The organism is Pedococcus sp. P2_D9 (genome assembly GCF_056404275.1).
Map to the genome: position 1 here is coordinate 71,262 of NZ_JBFUEI010000011.1, position 19,927 is coordinate 91,188.

A 19,927-nucleotide genomic window follows, 5' to 3' on the forward strand; every position below is an offset into this window, starting at 1 on the left:
AGTGCACGACACGCTGACGGCCGACCCGCGTCGTCAGCGTGTCGTGCACTCTCGACTCGTTATCGTCCGGGCATGTCCCGCGAAGCCGTCGTCACGGCGCTGACCGCCCCCGAACTGTCCGCCGTGGTCGACCTCGTTCTCTGGGTGGACGAGGGGGTCGCCCACGCCGCCAACCACCTGGGAGTGGTGCGGTTGCACGAGGACGGCAGCCACGAGGTGCTGGCGGGCCTCGATCCCGTGGCGAGCGAGGACCCGATGGCGTTCCTGCCCTACGACGCGGAGATCGCGGCCGCCGGTCCGCGGGTGTCCACCGACAACGCCTACCCGTATGCCGCGCAACGGATCCTGTCGTTGTTCGGCGACGCTGACCGCAGTCCCGACGTCGCGATCGTGCACTCACCGAGGCACTACTTCCCCGACGAGGGCGGCCACCTCGGCGAGCACGGTTCGCTCGACGTGATCCAGTCACGAGCGCCGTTGGTCATGTCCGGACCAGGCGTCGCACGACTCGGTCTCGTCGACGACCACGCCCGGCTGGTCGACGTGGCCCCGACCCTGGCCGTGATGTCCGGGGTGCCGGAGGCGGACCTGCGCGACGGCCGAGGTGAGGCACTGGACGGTCGGCCGCTCACGGCATACCTCGAACCACTGCCCGCAGGGCAGCGGCGCAGGGTCGTGGGGATCCTGTGGGACGGTGCGCACTGCGGCGACCTGCTGCAGCTCGCCCAGGCCGGCGACTTGCCCGGGGTGGCCAGACTTGTGTCTCGCGGACTGGCACTGCGGGGCGGTGCGGTGGCGGAGTTCCCCAGCGTGACCCTCACCAACCACACGTCGATCCTGACCGGAGTCGGACCGGGGCGGCACGGCGTGCTGGGGAACGTCTACTACGACCGAGCGTTGGACGAGCAGGTCGTGCCGAACAATGCCGAGACCTGGCACCGCAGTGCAGAGTGGCTGCGCCCGGGTGTGCGCACGGTGTTCGAGATGGTGAACGACCATGTGCAGCAAGGGGACTCGCCGCGAACGGCGAGTGTGGACGAGGCGATCGACCGGGGAGCCGACTACGGCACGATGGCGTTGTTGCGGGCGGCGGGCGGGTTCGAGGCGGCGACGAACGGCATGGGCGACCTCCTTCCGGACCCGGATGCTTCGCCGTTCGTGCAGCGCGCCGAGGACCTCGAGGACGCCTACTTCCGCTGGGGGGTGCAGGTCGACGACATGGGGCTGCAACAGATGCTCCAGCTCTGGGAGGACGCCGAAGGGGCGCCGACCCTGACCTGGTGGGCGCACGTCGTGACCGACGCAGGGCACCACGCGGGCGGCCCGCGCTCGCAGATGGCGCGCGACTCGTTGCGGCAGAGCGATGCCCGGCTGGTGGCGTTCCTCGACCACCTGGAGTCCTTGGGGGTGCTCGACGAGGTGACCTTCCTGTTGACTGCCGACCACGGGTTCGAGGGGGCTGACCAGAGCGTCACCGGTTCGTGGAAACCCGCGCTGGACGCGCTCGGCATCCCCTATCGGGACGAGGGCCCCGGCTTCGTCTACCTCCTCTGAGCATCGCCCAGTTAGGCTGGCGCGCATGGCTACGCAGATCCGGATCGCCCAGGACGAGGCCGCTGACGAGGTCCTCAGCAACGACCCCTTCGCCCTGCTGGTCGGCATGCTGCTCGACCAGCAGTACCCGATGGAGCACGCGTTCCGGGGGCCGTGGAAGATCCTCGACCGGTTCGGCACGCTGGCGCCCGATGCGATCGCAGCGGCCGAGGCCGAGGCCTTCGCCGACCTGTGCGCGACGCCGCCTGCCATCCACCGCTACGGCCGGTCGATGGCGGGGCGCGTCCAGCAGCTGGCGACCGTCGTGCGCGACCAGTACGACGGCCGCGCCGAGACGATCTGGACCGACGCCAAGGATGCCCGCGACCTGCTGGACCGGCTCAAGGCGCTGCCCGGTTTCGGCGACCAGAAGGCCCGCATCTTTGCGGCACTGGTGGCCAAGCAGCTCGACGTGCGACCGGCGGGCTGGCAGGAGGCGATCGGCCCGTACGCCGAGGACGGCTCCTACCGGTCGGTGGCCGACGTCGTCGACGCGTCGTCCCTGGCCAAGGTGCGCGAGTTCAAGCAGGCCGCCAAGGCATCGGCCAAGGCCAAAGCCGCCACCGTCACGAAGAAGTAGTAGCCGTGGCCGAGTCCGCGGGACCGACCCTGCAGCCACCGGTCTGCGCGACCTGCGGCACGGTGGCGCCCGACGCGTCGCTCGCCGCGATCACCTGGACCCGCGGCGTCGAGAACGGCAGGGACACCTGGACCTGCGACCGTTGCAGTCGCGAGCACCTGCGCAGCATCGAGGGCAAGCTCGACTCCGCCTGGTGGTGAACCGCGTTGCCCTCAGAGCCGAGCGGCGCGCGACGTGTCGCCTTCTGGTGGTCACGGAGCCCCCCAAACAGGCGGTCCGTGACGATCTGCCGGCAACAAGTCGCAGAGGGGTCGCAGGGTCAGGAGACGGGCGGGGGGAGGTGACGCAGCTGCATACCGGGCATGTGGTCGACCACGATCTGGCGGGCCGGCACGGTCCCCCCGAGCTGGCACAGCACACCGATCCCGCCCAGCCAGACCCGGTGGATCAGCAGGTAGGACGGCGGCAGGTTGAGCTTCATCCCGACGAGGAACTCGGGCCGCCGGATGTCGTTGACGTGCGCCGCGACCCCTCGCAGCCAGGGCCGGCTGAAGGTGAACTCCGCGTGCGTCAGGGGCTCGATGAACGGCTGGAGGTACTCGAGCAGGGCCTCGGCGTCCAGCGACATCGACGGCTTGATGAACCCCTCGGACCGCAGGCCCTTCTCCAGCTCCGCTGCCTCCGACCGCAGGGCCGCGCCCACGAGCGAACCCATCGCCGGGGGCAGGCCTGCGGGCAGCCGGTTGACCGCGCCGTAGTCGATGACGCCGAGCCGCCCGTCGTCCAGCAACCGGAAGTTGCCCGGGTGCGGGTCGGCGTGCAGCAGCCCCGCGCGCGCCGGTCCCACCAGGAGGAACGCCATGTAGCGCGCGGAGGCTGCATTGCGCTCCTCCGGGGTGCCTGACGCCACGATCCGGGACAAGGGTGTCCCATCCATCCACTCCGAGACGATGACGTGCTCGCTGTTGACCAGGACGTCTGGCACCGCGAAGTGGGGGTCGCCGCGGAACGCCTTGGCGAAGGTGCGCTGGTTGGCCGCCTCGAGGTTGTAGTCGAGCTCCTCGCTCATCCGCGACTTGAGCTCGTCGGTGATGGGTTTGATGTCCATGCCGGGGATCCAGCCCCCGGCGAGGCGAGCCACGCGGGCGAGCTGGTTGAGGTCGGACAGCAGAGCCTTGCCGGCCCCGGGGTACTGGATCTTGACGGCGACCTCGCGGCCGTCCCGCCAGACCGCCTTGTGCACCTGACCGATCGAGGCGGCAGCTGAGGGCGTGTCCTCGAAGGACTGGAACTTCGCCGTCCGCCAGCGCGGCCCCAGCTCCTCGGCGAGCACCTTGTGGACGGTGGCTGCGGGCAGCGGGGGTGCCGCCTCCTGCAGCTTGGTCAGGGTCGCGCGGTAGGGCCCGGCCATCTCCTCGGGCAGCGCCGCCTCCATGACCGACATCGCCTGCCCGAACTTCATCGCCCCGCCCTTGAGCTCGCCGAGCACCTTGAACAGCTGCTCGGCCGTGCGCGCCTGGAGCTCGGCGGCGACGGCCTCGGCGGGCTTGCCCCCGACCCGCTTGCCGAACCCCATGGCGGTGCGCCCGGCGAACCCGAGGGGCAGGCTTGCCAGGCGGGCCGTGCGGGTGACGGCGCGGCGGGGGAGTTCGTTCACCCGGCCATTCTCGCCTGTACGCGGGTGTCGACGTGGGCGGGTCGCCCAGACGCGTCGGATCCGGCCCCGCAGCCGCACCGCGGGTGCACCTCCCACTGCCGCTGTCGCACGCGTGGCCACGGCAGCGAGACCTCCAGGGAGCGCCCCAGCGGGAGCACCTGTCCGTCGAGCACCGCGAGGGCCACCATCGCGGTCATCGACGTGGCCAGCCCCACGAGGGTGGTCTCGCCGCTGACCTCGGCGCCGGCGCCGACCCGGGCAGGAAGGAGCTGGCCGAGCAGGGCCGGCCACCCGGGGTCGCGGTCCGCGCGCGCGAGGTCCAGGCACCGCAGGCAGGGACCGTGCGGCACGACGACCGGCCCCACCACGGCCTCCAGGCCATGCAGCACCACGGGCACGACGGGTATGCCGCGGGCTCGCCACGGTCCCGCGGCCGCCGGGTCGAGGGCGCAGCTGCCGACGAGGACGACGAGCGCGGGCCCCGCCAGGCCGTTCCGCTCGGCGAGCGACTGCTCCCAGTCGTCGGCCACCTCGAAACCTTGTCGCACGGTCCCCACTCCGGCGTGGCGCAGCTCGGCAGCGACCGCTGCCGGGAGCTCTCCGCGACCCACGACGAACAGGTGGGCGGCGCGGCGCCTGGCCAGCGCGGCATACCCCTGCAGTGGTGGCGTGGCCGTGCGCAGCAGCGCCTGGGCGTCGTGGGCGAGCAAGGCACGGACCGGTGGCGGCAACGAGATCGGGTCACCGGCCTCGACGACCAGCCCGTGCCCGAGGAGCAGGTCGAGCAGGTCCTGCCCTGCCGGCGAGCGCAGCGCGGCAGGCACCTCGCGAGTCCCGTCGAGTGACTCGAGGGCGGACACCTCGTCCTCGCGCAGCCCGTCGAGGACGACCGCGTGGTCCGGGTCCGTGCCGAACTGCACGCATCCGCCGCCCCGCCGCAAGACAGGCCACAGGGTCTTGAGGAGGGGTCGTCCGGTCACGCGGCCCAATCTCGCACAGCCGCCGGGGCCGTCTGCCGGTCATCCACAGGGCTGCCCGACGTGCGGAGCAGGGCTGGACGTCTCAGCCGGGCACGCCGCGAGGGGCGGACCCGACCGAAGTCGGGCCCGCCCCTCGCGATGGAAAGCCTGGGTGGTGCTGGTGTCAGGCCTTGCCGAGAATGCGGTTCAGGTTGGTGCCGCACACGGGGCAGACGCCCTTGGCCATGCGACGGCCGTTCGTCTCCACGACACGGCCCTCGGCCTCGCGCTTCTCCTTGCACTTCACGCAGTAGAACTCGCCCTTGTAGGTCTCTTCAGCCATCGCCATGTCTCCTCTTGTTCACGGCACACGGTGCGCCGTCGGACTTCGGCCAACTTAGACCATGCTGAGCACAAAATGGCGCAAGGGGGGCCTGTGCGTCGTGCTCAGGGCCCACCCCTAGTCTTCGCCCCATGAGCGCACAGCCGTGGTGGGAGACCGAGCTCGAGGACCTGCGGGCCGAGCTGCGAGAGGCCTCGGGCCGTCGGATCGCGGTGGTGACGTTGAACCTGCCGGAACGTCGGAACTCGATGAGCACCGCCATGACGGCGTCATGGGTGAGGCTGATGGGGCTGCTGCGCACTGATGAGGCGCTCGCGGCGGTGGTGGTGACCGGCGCGGCCCCGGCCTTCAGCGGCGGTGGTGACCTGTCGTGGATCGTCAAGGACCCTGACGCGTCGGTGAGCGAGCTTCGCGACCGGATGCTCACCTTCTACCGCTCGTGGCTCTCGATCCGCGACCTTGAGGTGCCCACGATCGCGGCCGTGAACGGCGCCGCGATCGGTGCGGGTTGCGCCGTCGCGCTCGCCTGCGACATCCGGTATGCCGCCGCGGACGCCAGCCTGGGCGTGCCGTTCACCTCCCTGGGGCTGCACCCGGGCATGGCGACGACGTGGTCGCTGCCCAACATCGCCGGGCATGCGGTGGCCCGCGACCTGCTGCTCACCGGTCGCCTGGTCAAGGGCACCGAAGCCGTCGGGCTGGGCCTGGTGTCGCAGGCACTGCCGACCGACGAGGTGCTGCCGGCAGCGATCGCGGCAGCCGAGCGGGTCGCCGGCGCTGCACCGGTTGCCACGCGGCTGACGTTGCAGGCCCTGCGCGACGGCGGGCACGCGAGCTTCGACGACGCGCTCCAGTGGGAAGCGCTGGCCCAGGCGGTCACGCTCGCCACCGAGGACCTGCACGAGGGGATCGCAGCGGCTGCGGCCAAGCGGCGACCGACCTTCCACGGTCGCTGAGCACCCGAGGCTAGGGTCGAGCGCATGGACTTCTCCCTGTCACCGCGTGCCACCGACCTGCGCGACCGCGTCCGGGCGTTCGTCGACACGGAGGTCGAGCCCGTCGAGGCCGACGTGCACGCCGAGATCCAGCGCCGCCGTGAGAGCGGCGGCGACCCGTGGACGCCCCTGCCAGTGGTCAAGGAGCTCCAGGCCAAGGCACGGGCCCAGGGACTGTGGAACCTGTTCCTGCCCAAGGAGCATGCGGGACGGTATGCCGCCGACTTCGGCACCGACGGCGGCGAAGGACTGTCCAACGTCGACTACGCCCCCGTGGCCGAGGTGATGGGCCGCTCGGCCCTGGCGCCACTCGTCTTCAACAGCAACGCCCCCGACACCGGCAACATGGAGGTGCTGCTGCGGTACGGCTCGCCCGACCAGCAGCGCGAATGGCTGGAGCCGTTGCTCGACGCGCGGATCCGCAGCGCGTTCTGCATGACCGAGCCGGATGTCGCCTCCTCCGACGCGACCAACATGGCCGCCACCGCGGTGATCGACGGTGATGAGGTCGTCGTCAACGGGCGCAAGTGGTTCTCCACGGGGGTGGGCAACCCCGAGTGCAAGATCCTCGTCTTCATGGGGCTGTCCGACCCGGACGCCGACCGCCACTCGCGCCACACCATGGTCCTCGTGCCGCGCGACGCCCCCGGCGTCAGGGTCGAGCGGATGCTCTCGACGATGGGCTACTACGACGAGCCGCTGGGTCACGGCGAGGTGTCCTTCACCGACGTCCGCGTCCCGGCGGGCAACATCCTGCTCGGGCCTGGCCGTGCCTACGAGATCGCCCAGGGACGCCTCGGACCGGGCCGCGTTCACCACTGCATGCGGACCATCGGCCTGGCAGAGCGATCCCTCGAGCTGGCCTGTCAGCGAGCCCTGTCGCGCACCGCGTTCGGCAAGCCGATCGCCAGGCTCGGCGGCAACCTCGAACGCATCGCGGACGCCCGCATCGCCATCAACCGCTCGCGGCTGCTGGTCATGCACGCCGCCTGGCTGCTCGACCAGGGCCTGTCGACCGAGGCGTTGTCGGCCGTCAGCGAGATCAAGGTCGAGGTGCCCGCCATGGCGCTCGACGTGATCGACCTCGCCGTCCAGCTGCACGGCGGCGGGGGCATGACCACGGACTTCCCGCTGGCCGCGGCCTGGGTGGGGGCGCGCTCGCTGCGCCTCGCCGACGGCCCCGACGAGGTGCACCGCAGCGTCGTCGGTCGGATCGAGCTGGGCAAGCACCGGTGAGTGCCGTGGCCGGCGCAAGGCCGGTGCGCTCCGAGGACGCCTTCGACGTCGACGCGGCGGCCGCGTGGCTGCGCACCCACACAGACCCCCGGTATGCCGCGGGGCTGGCCGGCCGGCCGGAGGTTCTCCAGTTCTCCGGGGGTGCGTCCAACCTGACGTACCTGCTGCGGTTCGCCGACCTCGACCTCGTGCTCCGTCGAGGCCCGAGCGGCACCAAGGCCAGGGGCGCCCACGACATGGGTCGCGAGCACCACATCCAGTCGGCGCTCCGTCCCGTATTTCCTTATGTGGCAACGATGGTCGCGTTCTGTGACTCGCCCGAGGTCATGGGGGCCGACTTCTACGTGATGGAGCGACTCGTCGGCACGGTGCCGCGACGCGAGATGCCGGTGGAGCTGTCGCCCGACCAGGCCGGTCGGCTGTGCGAGTCCATGCTCGACGTCCTCGTGGAGCTGCACTCCGTCGATGCCGCGGCGTGCGGACTGGACACCCTCGGCAAGGGCGAGGGCTACGTCCGTCGCCAGGTCGAGGGCTGGTCGGCCCGCTACCGCAGGGCGCGCACCACCGGTCAGCCCGACCTCGAGCACGCCATGGCCTGGCTCGACGAGCACCAGCCCGCAGACGTGCGCAGCGGCGTGATCCACAACGACTACAAGCTCGACAACCTCGTGCTCGCCCCCGACGACCCGACCCGGATCGTGGGCATCTTCGACTGGGAGATGGCCACGGTCGGCGATCCCCTCATGGACCTCGGCGCGGCCCTTGCGTACTGGGTGCAGGCCGACGACGACGAGGACCACCAGGCCTTCCGTCGGGTGCCGACCCACCTGCCCGGCATGCTGACGCGCGAGCAGATGATCGCCGGCTACTGCGAGCGGATCGGGGTCGAGGTCAGCGCGCGGCAGGCACTGTTCTACCAGGCCTACGGCGTCTTCCGCCTCGCCGTCATCGCCCAGCAGATCTACTACCGCTACGCGAACGGCCAGACCACCAACGAGGCCTACGCCGTGTTCGGTCCGGCCGTCCAGATCCTCGATCGACGGCTTCGCAAGCTCCTCGCCTGAGGGGCACCATCCGGAGGGCGCGATCAGATCCCACGGAGGTGTTGCGTCCTGGTGGTCACCGGGCGCCTAGAACGCCTGTCGGTGACGATCTGCGGGCAACAAGTCGGGTGCCCGCCGAAGACCGCGGCGCACCGTGCGACGTTGCAGATCACGGGTGTTGTCGGCGGGCTCGCCTATCGTGGTGGGCATGGGGAGCACCGACATCGAGGTCCGTCGCAGCCGCAAGCGCCGTCGCACCGTGAGTGCCTACCGCGAGGACGGGCGCACCATCGTGCTGATCCCCGCCCGGTTCACCAAGGCCGAAGAGCAGCAGTGGGTCGCCACCATGCTCGACAAGCTGGCCAAAGGCGACAAGCGCCGACGCCCGAGTGACGCCCAGCTGCGCACCCGCTCGGTCGAGCTCTCCCAGCGCTATCTGGGCGGCCAGGCGCGACCGAGCAGCATCCGCTGGGTCACCAACCAGAACTCCCGCTGGGGTTCCTGCACCCCGTCCGACGGCACCATCCGGATCTCCACCCGCGTCAAGGGCATGCCGGGCTTCGTCCTCGACTACGTGATCCTCCACGAGCTGGCCCACCTGCTCTCACCCGGCCACGGCCCGGACTTCTGGGCGCTGCTCGAGGGCTACCCGCGGCTGGAGCGCGCGCGGGGCTACCTCGAGGGCGTGGCGGCGACAGCCGGGCTCGACCTGTCCGACGGCGAGACCGACAGCGACGAGCTGGGCCAGGCCGCCCTGGACTTCGGTCCCAGCGACTGACCCCACGACCCCACAGGGACTGATCCCACAGCGACTGACCCGACCGCGACTGACCCACCGGCTCAGCCCAGGAGCACCGCCTAGGCGTCCAGCACCCGTCTGGCTGCCTCGACCAGCGGCCTGATCTCTCCAGCGCTGGCTGCAGGGAGCCCGTCCACCGGCCACCAGGCCACGTCGAGGGATTCCTCGCTCACGGCATACGCGTCCTCGTCGCGGGCGACGCCGGCGTACCTCAGGTCGAGGTGCTCGCTGCACCGCCCGAAACCCGTGGCCAGCAGCGCGTGACGGTCGAGGTGGACCAGCTGCGGATGCAGCGCGAGGTCGGCGATGCCCGACTCCTCCTGCGCCTCCCGGGTCGCGGCGGCGAGCATGGTGGTGTCGCCGGGCTCGAAGTGACCACCGAACTGCAGCCAGAGACCGGCCTTGGCGTGCAGGGTGAGCAGCACCTTGTCGAGAGAAGCGTTGAGCACCAGCGCACTCGCGGTGAGGTGCGCCGGCGGTCCCTGCTTCCACAAGGCGTCCGGGTGCGCCTCGCAGTGGCCCAGCAGCTCCACCCGCAGCCGCTCCTGCTGGGCGTCCGGCGCCTTCCACTCCTCCAGCACGCTCTGGGCGTCAGCCCGGAGCGCGAGGTATGCCGTGGGCACGTCCGTCGGCGGCGCCGTCACCGTCCGTCCTCGTCGGGGGAGTCCGGACCAGCGTGGGAGTCCGGACCAGCGTGGGAGTCCGGACCAGCGTGGGGTTCGTCGTTCGTCGGCGCGCCGTCGGTCGGCTGCGAGACGCCGCTGGCCCCACCCTCGCTGAGGAGCTCGTCGAGGGCTGCGTCGAGGTCGGCGCTGTCGGACGTGCCGTAGCGCTCGACGTAGCCGAGGGGGTCGTCGAGGTCGGCGCCGGTGGGTGCGACATCGGGGTGTCCCCAGGCTCCGTCACGACCGGCGGCCCCGTGCCTGGCCTCGAGGGCGGCCCACAGGTTGGCGGCGTCGCGCAGCCGCCGTGGTCGCAGCTCCAGTCCGACCAGGCCCGCGAAGGCCTTCTCCGCCGGACCCCCGGTGGCCCGTCGGCGTCGCACGGCTTCGCCCAGGGCGGCCGCCTGCGGCAGGTGATCGCGGGTCGTGCGGTCGGCGACGACGTCGACCCAGCCCTCGACGAGCGCGAGGTAGGTCTCGAGCCGGGCCAGCGCCGCGCGTTGCGCGGGACTGGGGTCCGGGCGGAAGAGCTGGTCCTGCAGCGCCGCCTGCAGCGCGTTCGCGTCGCTGGCGTCGACCGACTCCAACGCCGTCTCGATCCGGTCGGTGTCGATGCTGATGTCGCGGGCGTAGTCGCGCACCGCCGCCACCAGCTGTGGCCCGATCCACGGCACCTCGGAGAACAACCGGACCCGCGCTGCCTCACGGACGGCGAGGTAGATGCGGACCTGGTCGAGGTCCACGCCGAGTCCGTCGGCGAAGGCCTCGACGTTGACGGGGAGCAGGGCCACAGACCGGTCCGGCACGAGCGGCAGACCGACTTCGGTGCCGCTGACGGTCTCGGTCGCGAGGGTGCCGACGGCCTGGCCGACCTGCAGCCCGAACATCGCCCCGCTCATCTTGGCCAGCATCGGCTCCATCTGGCCGAGCATCGCGGCGGGGTCGATCCCTGCGGGCAGGATCCCCTCGGGCAGGCCGCCCTCACCGAGCTGCTGGAGCTGGGTGCGCATGGCGTCCCCGACGGCTCGTCCCACGCCTTCGGCGACCGGCTCGACCAGCGTGCGCCAGGTCGGCATGGTCGCCTCGACCCATTCGGCGCGGCTCCACGCGTGGGTCGTGATGCCGGGTGCCTCGAAGGCGGTCACCTCGTCGAGCCAGAGCTCGGCGACCTGGACCGCCTGGTCGAGCTGGCGACGGGCGGCGTCGCCGACCACCGCGTCGCCCGCCTCTGACACCGTCTTGCGGGCCGTGTCGGTCGCGAGGGTGAGGTTGAAGGCGTCGGTGTCGGTGCTCGCGAACATGGACTGCATCTGGCCGACCATCATCTGGAGCATGGCGGGGTCGACCTGGTCGATGCCCATGTCCTTGAGGGCCTTGGCCATGTCAGGGTCGACCTCACCGCCGGTGAGCCGGGCGAGGACCGCCTCGATCTCCGGCGAGAGCCCGGAACCCCCGGAGGAGTCGTCGGAGGAGTCGTCGAGGGACTCGCCCGGGTCGTCGCGAGGGTCGTAGGGGTCACTCGGGTCACTGGGGTCACGCGGGTCGTGGGGGTCACGGGGTAGGTCGGGCACAACTGCTCCTCAGCGGTCCTGAGAGGATGGACTCTCACTAGACAACCACGCGGAGGCCACAGTGAGTTCCCCCGGGCGGGCTGGACGGGACGCCGTTCGCTCGCGGCGTAGCGTCATCGACGTCGCGGTGATCGGCACGGCCGGTCCCGCCGGTCGAGCGTTGTTGCGCGCGCTGGTCTCGGCCGCTGCCCGAGGGTCCACCACGGCACGACCCGGCGGTGCCGTCGACGAGGCGCGCATCGGTGCCGTCGTGGCGATCGACACCGAGCCGACTCCGGTGGGTGGGGTGCAGTTCCGCTACGCCGACCCCGGTGACCCGAGCCTGGTGAAGGCGCTCGCGGGGGTCCACGCCGCGGCATACGTGGCGGCGAGCACCAACCTCGCTCGGGACCTGGCGATGGGCACGCGGGCGCGTCGCGAACGCAGCCTCCGCATCGCCCAGACCGTCATCACCGCCGCGGCGGCTGCGGGCGTCCGCCACCTGGTGGTCGTGACGTCGGCGCAGACCTTCGGGGCGCTCGCCGACAACCCCGTGCCCCTCGAGGACGACGCACCCCTGCGCGCGCCCGCGGACGGCGGGCACGTCGGTGACCTGATGGACGTCGAGCAGCTCATTCGGGTGGCCCGCGACGTGCACCCGGGACTGGTCATCACGGCGGTGCGGCCCGCGGCCCTCGTGGGAGAGGGCGTGGACACCGTCGTCACCCGCCACTTCGAGGCGCCCCGGCTGCTCATGCTGCGAGGCGCCGAACCCGCGTGGCAGTTCTGCCACGTCGACGACCTGGGCTCGGCCGTCGCCCTGGTGATGGCGCAGGGAGTCGCCGGAGAGGTCTCGGTCGGCGCGCCCGGCCACCTCACCCAGTCCGACCTCGAACGGCTCACCGGCATGCGCAGGGTCGAGCTCGGCATGGTGGCGGCGATGGGAACTGCGGACCGCCTCCACCGCGTTGGGGTGTTGCCGGCACCCGCCAGCGACCTGGCCTTCGTGGCCTTTCCCTGGGCAGTCTCTGCTCGCACACTGCTGGGTCGCGGCTGGGTGCCGGTCCACGACAACGAGACCTGCCTCGGCGTGCTGCTGGACACGATCCGGGGTTCACACGCGGTGGCGGCCCGCAGGGTGGACCGCAAGGATGCGGCTCTGGGGGCGGCCAGCGCCGCGGTGGCCCTGGTGGGCACGGCAGCAATCATGCGGCGACGCCGCAGGAAAGGTTCGACGGCATGAGCGATCCGGTCACCGAGCTCGACAGCGAGCCCACCGTGGTGCTCTGCGACGTCCGCGACGAACCACTGAGCGTCGACGAGGTGCTCGCCCTGGTGCAGCACCCCCGGTGTGGGGGCATCGCCCTGTTCGTGGGCGTCGTGCGCGACCACGACCACGGAGCGCCGGTGTCGGCGCTCGACTACTCCGCCCACCCCAGCGTGGTCGAGACCCTGGAGCGGGTATGCCGCGAGGTCGCCGCGCGCCACCACGTCGCCCGCCTCGCAGCGGTGCACCGCGTGGGTCACCTCGAGATCGGTGACCGCGCGGTGGTGGCGGCAGTCTCGGCTCCGCACCGTGGCGAGGCGTTCGAGGCCTGCCGTGACCTCATCGACACGCTGAAGGGGACGGTGCCGATCTGGAAGCACCAGCTGTTCACCGACGGCAGCGATGAGTGGGTGGGGCTGCCGTGAGCGGGCCGTTCCAGAAGCACGCCTCGGACCAGCACCTCACGGATGACACCGGCCGGGCCCCGCACACGCCGGACCAGGGTGCGCTCGCGGAGGACCCCTACCGGCTCAGCCGGCGGTCCACCGTGGCCCTGGTCGGCTTCTTCCTGCTGATCGCCCTCGGGGCCCTGTCGACCATGGTCGGACTGCCGTATGTCGTGATGAAGCCCGGACCGATCACCAACACCCTGGGCACCCTCGACGGCAAGCAGCTGATCACCGTCTCGGGCGCCCAGACCTTCCCGACCGAGGGAGCGCTCGACTTCACCACCGTCCGCATCGCCGATGGCCCCGGCTACCGCGTGACCATGTGGAGCCTGCTCGCGGCCGCGATCGACCCCAGCGAGGACGTCGTCGACGAGGAGCTGTACTTCCCCAAGGGCGTGACGGACAAGCAGGTCGAGGAGGAGAGCACCGCCGAGATGATCGACTCCCAGCAGGAGGCCGTGGCTGTGGCGTTGAAGGCCCTCGGCAAGAAGGTCGTCGAGCACGTCGTCATCGGACAGGTCGCCAAGGACGCACCGTCGGCGGCGCTGCTGAAGGCGGGCGACGAGATCGTCACCATCGACGGCAAGCCGGTGGCCGACTCCAACGCGGTGCGTGCCGGCGTCGGCGCCCACAAGCCGGGGGAGCGGGTGGCCCTCGGGCTGGTCCGGGGCGGCAAGCCACTCACGGTCACGGCCCAGACACGCGAGGCCGATGGTCGCGCCACGGTGGGCGTCTTCCTCGGCATCCGGTTCGAGTTCCCGATCGACGTCAAGATCAACGCCGGCAACGTCGGAGGCCCGTCGGCCGGGACGATGTTCTCCCTGGCCGTCTACGACACGCTCACACCCGGCCCGCTCACCGGTGGGCAGAAGATCGCCGGCACCGGCACGATCAACGCGGCCGGCCGGGTGGGACCGATCGGCGGCATCCAGCAGAAGCTGGTCGGCGCCCACGACGGCGGTGCCACGTGGTTCCTCGCTCCCGCGGACAACTGCGACGAGGTCGTGGGCCACGTCCCCGACGGACTGCGCGTGGTCAGGATCGCGACCTTCGACGAGGCCAGGAAGGCCGTCGAGGCGATCGCCGACAAGCGCGCCGGCTCGTTGCCCACCTGCACGAAGTAGCCCCTGAACGCGGCACCACCGTGCACGGAGGCGACACCGAGGAGTGGTTCAGCCCTGCAGGGTCGCCTTCAGCGCGTGGACGAGGCCCGGTGCGATCTCGTCCCCGAGGGCGACCTTGTCGTCGCGGTCGTTGGCGCGCTGGCGAAGCAGGCAGCGGCTCTGGCCGTCACGGGTGACGGCCACGAGCAGCCGGACGTCCTGGCGGTCCGGGTGGGACGCCAGCGCGTCGACGGCCGACTCGGTGTGCGCGGGCAGGTCGCGCTCGGCCTCCGGCGGGACGACGATGCGCTCGACGGCCAGGGCGGCGCCCACGACGCTGTCCGGCCACGCGATCCCCCCGAGCAGGCTCTCGAGGTTGGAGGTCGGCGGCAGGTCCTCCTGCTCGATCGCGCTCAGGGCGCCCTCGGCCAGGTCGGAGCCCCGCATCTGGGCGCGCAGGTGCGGCTCGCGCTCGAGGAGCTCAGCCGTGGGGACGAGCGCGAACAGCCGCGGGTTCTGGTCCCACCCGGAGGCTGCGACGTGGCGTTCGGTGTCCAGTGCGGCGATGGACAACGGGTCGGCGACGGGTTGGGAGTTCTGGGTCACGCGCCCATGGTGCCCCATGGCGAGTGGTCGCCGGCCACGCGGCATACCCAGGGCTTGCACAGCTGGTGCCGACACGTGTCCGACGTGCGCGTGGGAACCACCTGGGCGGTCGGTAAGTTGGACCACTACAGCAGGCGGCCTCGCTGGGCGGTCGCACGGCAGATCGGGCGTGGCGTGAGTTCATCTGAGTGGTTCGGCCAGGGCGATTCGGGCGCCGAGGGCGCCCGTCCCGAGGGCACTCCGCGCGGGTCAGGGTCGGGAGCAGGTGGCCGCCGTCCTCCGTCGCTGTCCTTCAACCGGCGCCGTGGGCCGTTGGTCCCGACGGTCGTGATCCTCGTCGTCCTCGGCTTCCTGGTGTCGATCATGGCGTCCGTGTGGACCGAGGTCCTGTGGTTCCACTCGGTGGGCTACGAGGGTGTCTTCGTCACGCAGCTCACGACCAAGATCCTGCTGTTCGTCGTGGGGTTCGTGCTCACGGCGGGAGTGGTGGCGTCGAGCCTGCTCGTCGGCTACCGCACCCGACCGATCTATGCGCCGGTGACGCCGCAGCAGCAGAGCCTCGACCAGTACCGCGAGGCCATCGAGCCGTTGCGGCGAATCGCCATGTTCGCCATTCCCGGCATCCTGGGCCTGCTGGCGGGGACCGGTGCGGCGGGGCAGTGGAAGACGTTCCTGTTGTGGCGCAACGGCGTCTCGTTCGGCAGCAGCGACGCACAGTTCCACCTCGACCTGTCGTTCTTCGTCTTCACCCTGCCGTGGGTGCAGTTCCTGCTCGGTTTCCTCACGATGGTGCTGGTGATGGCCACCCTCGCCGCGGCCTTCACGCACTACGTCTACGGCGGGCTCCAGATCCAGGCCCGAGCGGAGCGCACGTCGCGGGCTGCCAGGACCCATCTCGCAATCCTCGTCGCGGCCCTGGTCCTGGTCCGGGCGGCGACCTACTGGTTCGACCGCTATGCGCTCGCGACCAAGGACTCACCCCTGCTGACGGGCATCCGCTACACCGATGCCCACGCGGTGTTGCCGACCAAGGCGATCCTCGCGGTGGCCGCGCTGATGACCGTCGGTCTGTTCATCGCCTCCATCTGGACCCGCTCCTGGCGGCTCCCCGTGGTCGGCGTCGCCCTGCTGCTGATCACCTCGATCGTCGTCGGCAGCATCTACCCGGCGCTCTACCAGCGGTTCAAGGTCCGCCCGTCGGAGAAATCCCTCGAACAGGTCTACATCGACCGCAACATCAAGGCGACGCGTGCTGCCTACGGCATCGCGAACGTCGACACCAAGGGCTACACCGCGACGACCGAGGCGAGCCCGGGTCAGCTGCGTGACGACGCGGAGACGATCCCGGGCATCCGTCTGGTCGACCCCATCGTGGTCTCCCCGACGTTCAAGCAGCTCCAGTCGGTCAAGTCCTACTACGCCTTCCCCGACGCCCTCGACGTCGACCGCTACAACATCAACGGCAAGATCAACGACACCGTCGTGGCGGTCCGTGAGCTGGACCTCGACGGCCTGCCGCAGAACCAGCGCAACTGGCTCAACGACCACACGGTCTACACGCACGGGTTCGGTGTGGTCGCGGCCTACGGCAACCAGCGTGGCGCCGACGGTCAGCCGGTCTTCTACGAGCAGAACATCCCCCAGATGGGTCCGCTGGGACAGTTCGAACCCCGGGTCTACTTCGGCGAGCAGTCGCCCACGTACTCCATCGTCGGAGGTGCGACGGGATCGCGGGCGCGTGAGTTCGACTACCCCGACGGCAGTGCAGCCGGACAGAAGAACAACACCTACACCGGCAAGGGCGGGGTGCCCCTCACGTCCTTCCTGCGCAAGGCCGCCTATGCGCTGAAGTACCGCGAGCTCAACTTCATGCTCTCCGACGCCGTCAACGACAGGAGCCGGCTGCTCGACCACCGCGAGCCGATCGAGCGCGTCCAGCGGGTCGCCCCCTGGCTGACCCTCGACGGCAACCCCTATCCCGCCGTGGTCGACGGGCGCGTCCAGTGGATCGTCGACGGCTACACCACCACGGCCGACTACCCCTACTCACGGCTCACCGAGATCGACAGCGCGACGTCGGACTCGACCACCGCGAACTCGCAGTCGGTGCGCCCCATCGGCACCGGTCAGGTCAACTACATCCGCAACTCGGTGAAGGCCACCGTGGACGCGTACGACGGCTCGGTGAAGCTGTACTCGTGGGACGACAAGGACCCGCTGCTCAAGGCGTGGTCCAACGCGTTCAAGAACACCGTGCTGCCGATGAGCGAGATCAGCGGCGACCTGATGTCGCACCTGCGCTACCCCGAGGACCTCTTCAAGGTGCAGCGCACGATGCTCAACCGCTACCACGTGACCGATGCCGACTCGTTCTACGGCGCCGGTGACTTCTGGGAGGTGCCGGAGGACCCCGCCCAGGAGGGCAACGTCGACCAGCCGCCCTACTACCTCACGCTCAAGATGCCCGACCAGACCGGCGCACGCTTCTCCCTGACGACGACCTTCAAGCCCATCGGCGACCGGCAGGTGCTGTCCGGCTTCCTGGCGGTCGACGCGGATGCCGGGTCCACCGACGGCAAGCGCAGCGACGACTACGGCACGCTGCGACTGCTCACGCTGCCCAAGGACAGCCAGGTGCGAGGGCCGGGCCAGGTGCAGAACGACATCAACTCGTCGAACGTCACCTCGCCCGACTCGACCCTCAACCTCAGCCAGTTCCTCAACAACGCGCGGCAGACCGGGTCCCAGGTCACCCTGGGCAACCTGCTCACCCTCCCTGTCGGCGGTGGGCTGTTGTACGTGCAGCCGATCTACGTGCGGGCCCAGGGCACGTCGGCGTTCCCACTCCAACGGGCCACGGTCGCGGCCTTCGGCGACAAGCTCGCCTGGGCCTACACCCTGGACGGCGCGCTGGACGGCCTGTTCGGCGGCAACTCTGGCGCCAGCGCCGGCGACTCCGGCTCCACGCCGACCACGCCCCCCACCACAGGAGGCGGCACGCCGACGACACCGACCACGCCCCCGCCGGCCGACGCAGCCGCGCTGGCCAAGGCGCTGGCCGACATCCAGGCGGCCTACGACGCGGGTCAGAAGGCGCTCAAGGCAGGTGACTTCGCGGCATACGGAACGGCCCAGAAGCAGCTCGCCGACGCCATCGGGCGCGCTGTGGCCGCCGCCCCGAAGGGCGGGTCGGTGACGGTCACGCCCACACCGTCATCGAGCACCACCACCCCGGCGCCCACCGCGACCTCGACTCCCTAGGGGCCTTGTCCGGACCCTGCGCCGCCCGATTTGGTTCCGGCGCAGGAGCTCCCGTAAGGTGGTGTCTACCGACGCGGGGTGGAGCAGCTCGGTAGCTCGCCGGGCTCATAACCCGGAGGTCGCAGGTTCAAATCCTGCCCCCGCTACCAACGCGTCAGCGACAGAAGGCCCGGACCACTGGTCCGGGCCTTCTGCTGTGCCCTGGGACGTTTTCCGGTATGCCGCGCGGCTCAGCTGCGCGGCGCGGAGCTGACGCCGTCCCGTACTCCCTTTGCCTGATCACGGCTGCGTCCGGTGGATGGTGGCCCCGAGCGTCGCGGTGGCGAGTGCCACGACCGCGGCGGCGGCGAACGCCGCCGAGAACCCGTTCGCGCCGAGCATCCCGGCACCGGGGCTTCCGACGGAGAGGCCAATGGCGACGAAGGTGGCCGTTCCGAGCGCGGACCCTATCTGGGTGGCTGAGCCTGCGAGGCCGGATGCCAGCCCGGTGTGCGATGCCGGCGCGGCCGTGGCGATGACCATGGTGGTGGGTGTGAAGCTCATGGCCACGCCGATGGCGACGAGCAGGAGCCCTGGCAGGACTGCTGCCGCGTATCCGTCACCCAGTGGTGCGTTCGCGAGCCACAGGTGGCCGACGGCGAGGACCAGCAGGCCGGCGACGAGGGTGCGCTGTGGGCCGAGGGTGCGGAGGATGCGCGGCAGCAGGGTGAGTGAGAAGGCGAAGCCGGTCAGGGAGGTGGGGACCATGGCGATGCCGGCCTGCCGTGGGGCCATGCCGAGGGCCTGCTGGAGGTAGAGGGCGAGGAGGACGAAGGTGGAGGCTCGCGCGGCGCCACCGAGGACGGCGAGGGCGACGCCGGTGCTCAGGCTTCGGGACTGGAAGAGCTCGAGAGGCACGAGGGGGTCGCGGGTGCGGCTTTCCACGGCGATGAAGGCGGCGAGCAAGGCAGCGGACGCGCCGAGGCTTGCCAGGACGGACGGGGAGGTGAGGCCGCGTTCGGCGATGCCCAGCGCCCCGTGCACCACGGCGATGACTGCGCCGGTGATGGCGGCGGCGCCGTACCAGTCGAAGCCGCGGCGGGCGCCGTGTGCGCCTTCGGGGAGGACGTACCGGGGGAGGATGACGGCGGCGACGGAGACAGGCACCGTCACGAAGAACACCGAGGACCAGCCGAAGGTGCCGACGAGGAGGCCGCCGGCCATGACGCCGGTGGCTCCGCCCAGCGCTGAGGCGGCGCCCCAGATGCTCATGGCGCGGGCTCTTTGCTCTCCGGGGAACGTCAGCAGGAGCAGCGACATGGCGGCCGGGCTGAGTGCTGCGGCGCCTGCGCCTTGAACGACGCGACCGCCCATCAGGAGTCCTTGGTTGGTAGCGAACCCGGCCAGCAGGGTGCCAAGGGTGAAGAGCCCAGAGCCGACGACGAACAGGCGGCGCCGTCCGAACAGGTCAGCGGCACGCCCGGACAGGAGCAGCAGGCCGCCGAAGCGAGCACGTACGCGTTGACGACCCAGGTGATCGCGGTGGGGCTGAGCCCCAGGGCGCTCTGGACGGAGGGCAGGGCCACGTTGACGATGGAGGTGTCCAGCATGACGACGAACTGGGCGGACACCAACAGGCCGAGGGCGACCCAGCGGCGTTGACGGGCGCGGCGGTCCGCGACGGCTGCGGCAGTTGCGTTGGTGGGGTCTGCCGGGCGGGTGTTGGTTTGGAGGGCGGCGGACACGGTGGGCTCCTTGGGTGCGGCACGGGTTGTCGTGCACGTCCAAGGTGCCGCTGGGCCCTGGTGTTCGCGCCGGTGAAATGGCCGGGTTCTGGCCAGGTCA

19 protein-coding genes and 1 tRNA gene are annotated in these 19,927 nt (G+C 71.0%); 12 read left to right on the forward strand and 8 right to left on the reverse strand.

Features of this window, described 5'->3' with window-relative positions; all coding sequences use genetic code 11:
* The first annotated feature begins 72 nt into the window (after positions 1–72).
* Genes AC1DXJ_RS16235 through AC1DXJ_RS16245 form a run of 3 tightly spaced genes read left to right on the forward strand, consistent with a single transcriptional unit; the run spans position 73 to position 2,373 of the window.
* Positions 73–1,554, forward strand: a complete 1,482-nt coding sequence (locus AC1DXJ_RS16235) for an alkaline phosphatase family protein (protein ID WP_477615688.1) — start codon at positions 73–75, stop codon at positions 1,552–1,554.
* 25 nt (positions 1,555–1,579) lie between these two features.
* Positions 1,580–2,173: an HhH-GPD-type base excision DNA repair protein gene (locus AC1DXJ_RS16240; RefSeq protein WP_477615689.1), complete on the forward strand. Its 594-nt coding sequence runs from the start codon at positions 1,580–1,582 to the stop codon at positions 2,171–2,173.
* A 5-nt stretch (positions 2,174–2,178) separates the two neighbouring features.
* On the forward strand, positions 2,179–2,373 hold the full coding sequence (locus AC1DXJ_RS16245) for a hypothetical protein (protein ID WP_477615690.1): 195 nt from the start codon (positions 2,179–2,181) through the stop codon (positions 2,371–2,373).
* 119 nt (positions 2,374–2,492) lie between these two features.
* On the opposite strand, the gene AC1DXJ_RS16250 is transcribed toward AC1DXJ_RS16245, so the two are convergent.
* From AC1DXJ_RS16250 to AC1DXJ_RS16260, 3 genes are all read right to left on the reverse strand, one after another.
* On the reverse strand, positions 2,493–3,830 hold the full coding sequence (locus AC1DXJ_RS16250; RefSeq protein WP_477615691.1) for an ABC1 kinase family protein: 1,338 nt from the start codon (positions 3,828–3,830) through the stop codon (positions 2,493–2,495).
* A complete protein-coding gene (locus tag AC1DXJ_RS16255) occupies positions 3,827–4,810 on the reverse strand; it encodes a hypothetical protein (protein WP_477615692.1) in 984 nt (327 codons plus the stop codon). Before AC1DXJ_RS16255 ends, AC1DXJ_RS16250 begins: the two co-directional genes overlap by 4 nt.
* A 163-nt stretch (positions 4,811–4,973) precedes the next feature.
* A complete protein-coding gene (locus AC1DXJ_RS16260) occupies positions 4,974–5,132 on the reverse strand; it encodes a DUF5679 domain-containing protein (RefSeq protein WP_091788997.1) in 159 nt (52 codons plus the stop codon).
* A gap of 131 nt (positions 5,133–5,263) precedes the next feature.
* Here AC1DXJ_RS16260 and AC1DXJ_RS16265 point away from each other — a divergent pair, with 131 nt between their 5' ends.
* The 4 genes from AC1DXJ_RS16265 (at position 5,264) to AC1DXJ_RS16280 (ending at position 9,184) form a co-directional block, all read left to right on the forward strand.
* Positions 5,264–6,088, forward strand: a complete 825-nt coding sequence (locus AC1DXJ_RS16265; RefSeq protein ID WP_477615693.1) for an enoyl-CoA hydratase/isomerase family protein — start codon at positions 5,264–5,266, stop codon at positions 6,086–6,088.
* A 24-nt stretch (positions 6,089–6,112) separates the two neighbouring features.
* Positions 6,113–7,363, forward strand: coding sequence for an acyl-CoA dehydrogenase family protein (locus AC1DXJ_RS16270; protein ID WP_477615694.1), 1,251 nt, complete (start codon positions 6,113–6,115; stop codon positions 7,361–7,363).
* 5 nt (positions 7,364–7,368) lie between these two features.
* Positions 7,369–8,427, forward strand: coding sequence for a phosphotransferase family protein (locus AC1DXJ_RS16275; protein WP_477637493.1), 1,059 nt, complete (start codon positions 7,369–7,371; stop codon positions 8,425–8,427).
* A 187-nt stretch (positions 8,428–8,614) separates the two neighbouring features.
* Positions 8,615–9,184 carry a M48 metallopeptidase family protein gene (locus AC1DXJ_RS16280; RefSeq protein ID WP_477615696.1) on the forward strand — a complete coding sequence of 190 codons (570 nt, stop codon included), beginning with the start codon at positions 8,615–8,617 and terminating at the stop codon, positions 9,182–9,184.
* Positions 9,185–9,264: 80 nt separating this feature from the next.
* On the opposite strand, the gene AC1DXJ_RS16285 is transcribed toward AC1DXJ_RS16280, so the two are convergent.
* Together AC1DXJ_RS16285 and AC1DXJ_RS16290 are read right to left on the reverse strand one after the other, a co-directional pair.
* Positions 9,265–9,849, reverse strand: coding sequence for an NUDIX hydrolase (locus AC1DXJ_RS16285; protein ID WP_477615697.1), 585 nt, complete (start codon positions 9,847–9,849; stop codon positions 9,265–9,267).
* Positions 9,846–11,438, reverse strand: a complete 1,593-nt coding sequence (locus AC1DXJ_RS16290; RefSeq protein ID WP_477615698.1) for a zinc-dependent metalloprotease — start codon at positions 11,436–11,438, stop codon at positions 9,846–9,848. Before AC1DXJ_RS16290 ends, AC1DXJ_RS16285 begins: the two co-directional genes overlap by 4 nt.
* Positions 11,439–11,499: 61 nt before the next feature.
* Here AC1DXJ_RS16290 and AC1DXJ_RS16295 point away from each other — a divergent pair, with 61 nt between their 5' ends.
* The 3 genes from AC1DXJ_RS16295 to AC1DXJ_RS16305 are packed head-to-tail and all read left to right on the forward strand — an operon-like array spanning position 11,500 to position 14,257.
* A complete protein-coding gene (locus AC1DXJ_RS16295) occupies positions 11,500–12,660 on the forward strand; it encodes an NAD-dependent epimerase/dehydratase family protein (RefSeq protein WP_477615699.1) in 1,161 nt (386 codons plus the stop codon).
* Complete coding sequence (locus AC1DXJ_RS16300; protein WP_477615700.1) at positions 12,657–13,109, forward strand: molybdenum cofactor biosynthesis protein MoaE; 453 nt, start codon at positions 12,657–12,659, stop codon at positions 13,107–13,109. The genes AC1DXJ_RS16295 and AC1DXJ_RS16300 overlap by 4 nt, the downstream gene beginning before the upstream one ends.
* Entirely contained in the window at positions 13,106–14,257 is a 1,152-nt protein-coding gene (locus AC1DXJ_RS16305; protein ID WP_477637494.1) for a YlbL family protein, read from the forward strand. Before AC1DXJ_RS16300 ends, AC1DXJ_RS16305 begins: the two co-directional genes overlap by 4 nt.
* Positions 14,258–14,305: 48 nt before the next feature.
* Here the strand turns inward: AC1DXJ_RS16305 and AC1DXJ_RS16310 are convergent, their stop codons facing one another.
* Positions 14,306–14,860 carry a PPA1309 family protein gene (locus AC1DXJ_RS16310; RefSeq protein WP_477615756.1) on the reverse strand — a complete coding sequence of 185 codons (555 nt, stop codon included), beginning with the start codon at positions 14,858–14,860 and terminating at the stop codon, positions 14,306–14,308.
* 156 nt (positions 14,861–15,016) lie between these two features.
* On the opposite strand from AC1DXJ_RS16310, the gene AC1DXJ_RS16315 reads away from it, so the two are divergent.
* Entirely contained in the window at positions 15,017–18,103 is a 3,087-nt protein-coding gene (locus tag AC1DXJ_RS16315; protein WP_477615702.1) for a UPF0182 family membrane protein, read from the forward strand.
* A 72-nt stretch (positions 18,104–18,175) separates the two neighbouring features.
* Positions 18,176–18,252 (forward strand) — tRNA-Met (locus tag AC1DXJ_RS16320).
* Positions 18,253–18,382: 130 nt separating this feature from the next.
* Here AC1DXJ_RS16320 and AC1DXJ_RS16325 read toward each other — a convergent pair.
* The gene (locus tag AC1DXJ_RS16325) at positions 18,383–19,570 is read right to left on the reverse strand and encodes an MFS transporter (protein WP_477615992.1); all 1,188 of its coding nucleotides are present in this window, start codon (positions 19,568–19,570) and stop codon (positions 18,383–18,385) included.
* Entirely contained in the window at positions 19,456–19,827 is a 372-nt protein-coding gene (locus AC1DXJ_RS16330; protein WP_477615998.1) for a hypothetical protein, read from the reverse strand. The genes AC1DXJ_RS16325 and AC1DXJ_RS16330 overlap by 115 nt, the downstream gene beginning before the upstream one ends.
* Between the last annotated feature and the right edge of the window lie 100 nt (positions 19,828–19,927).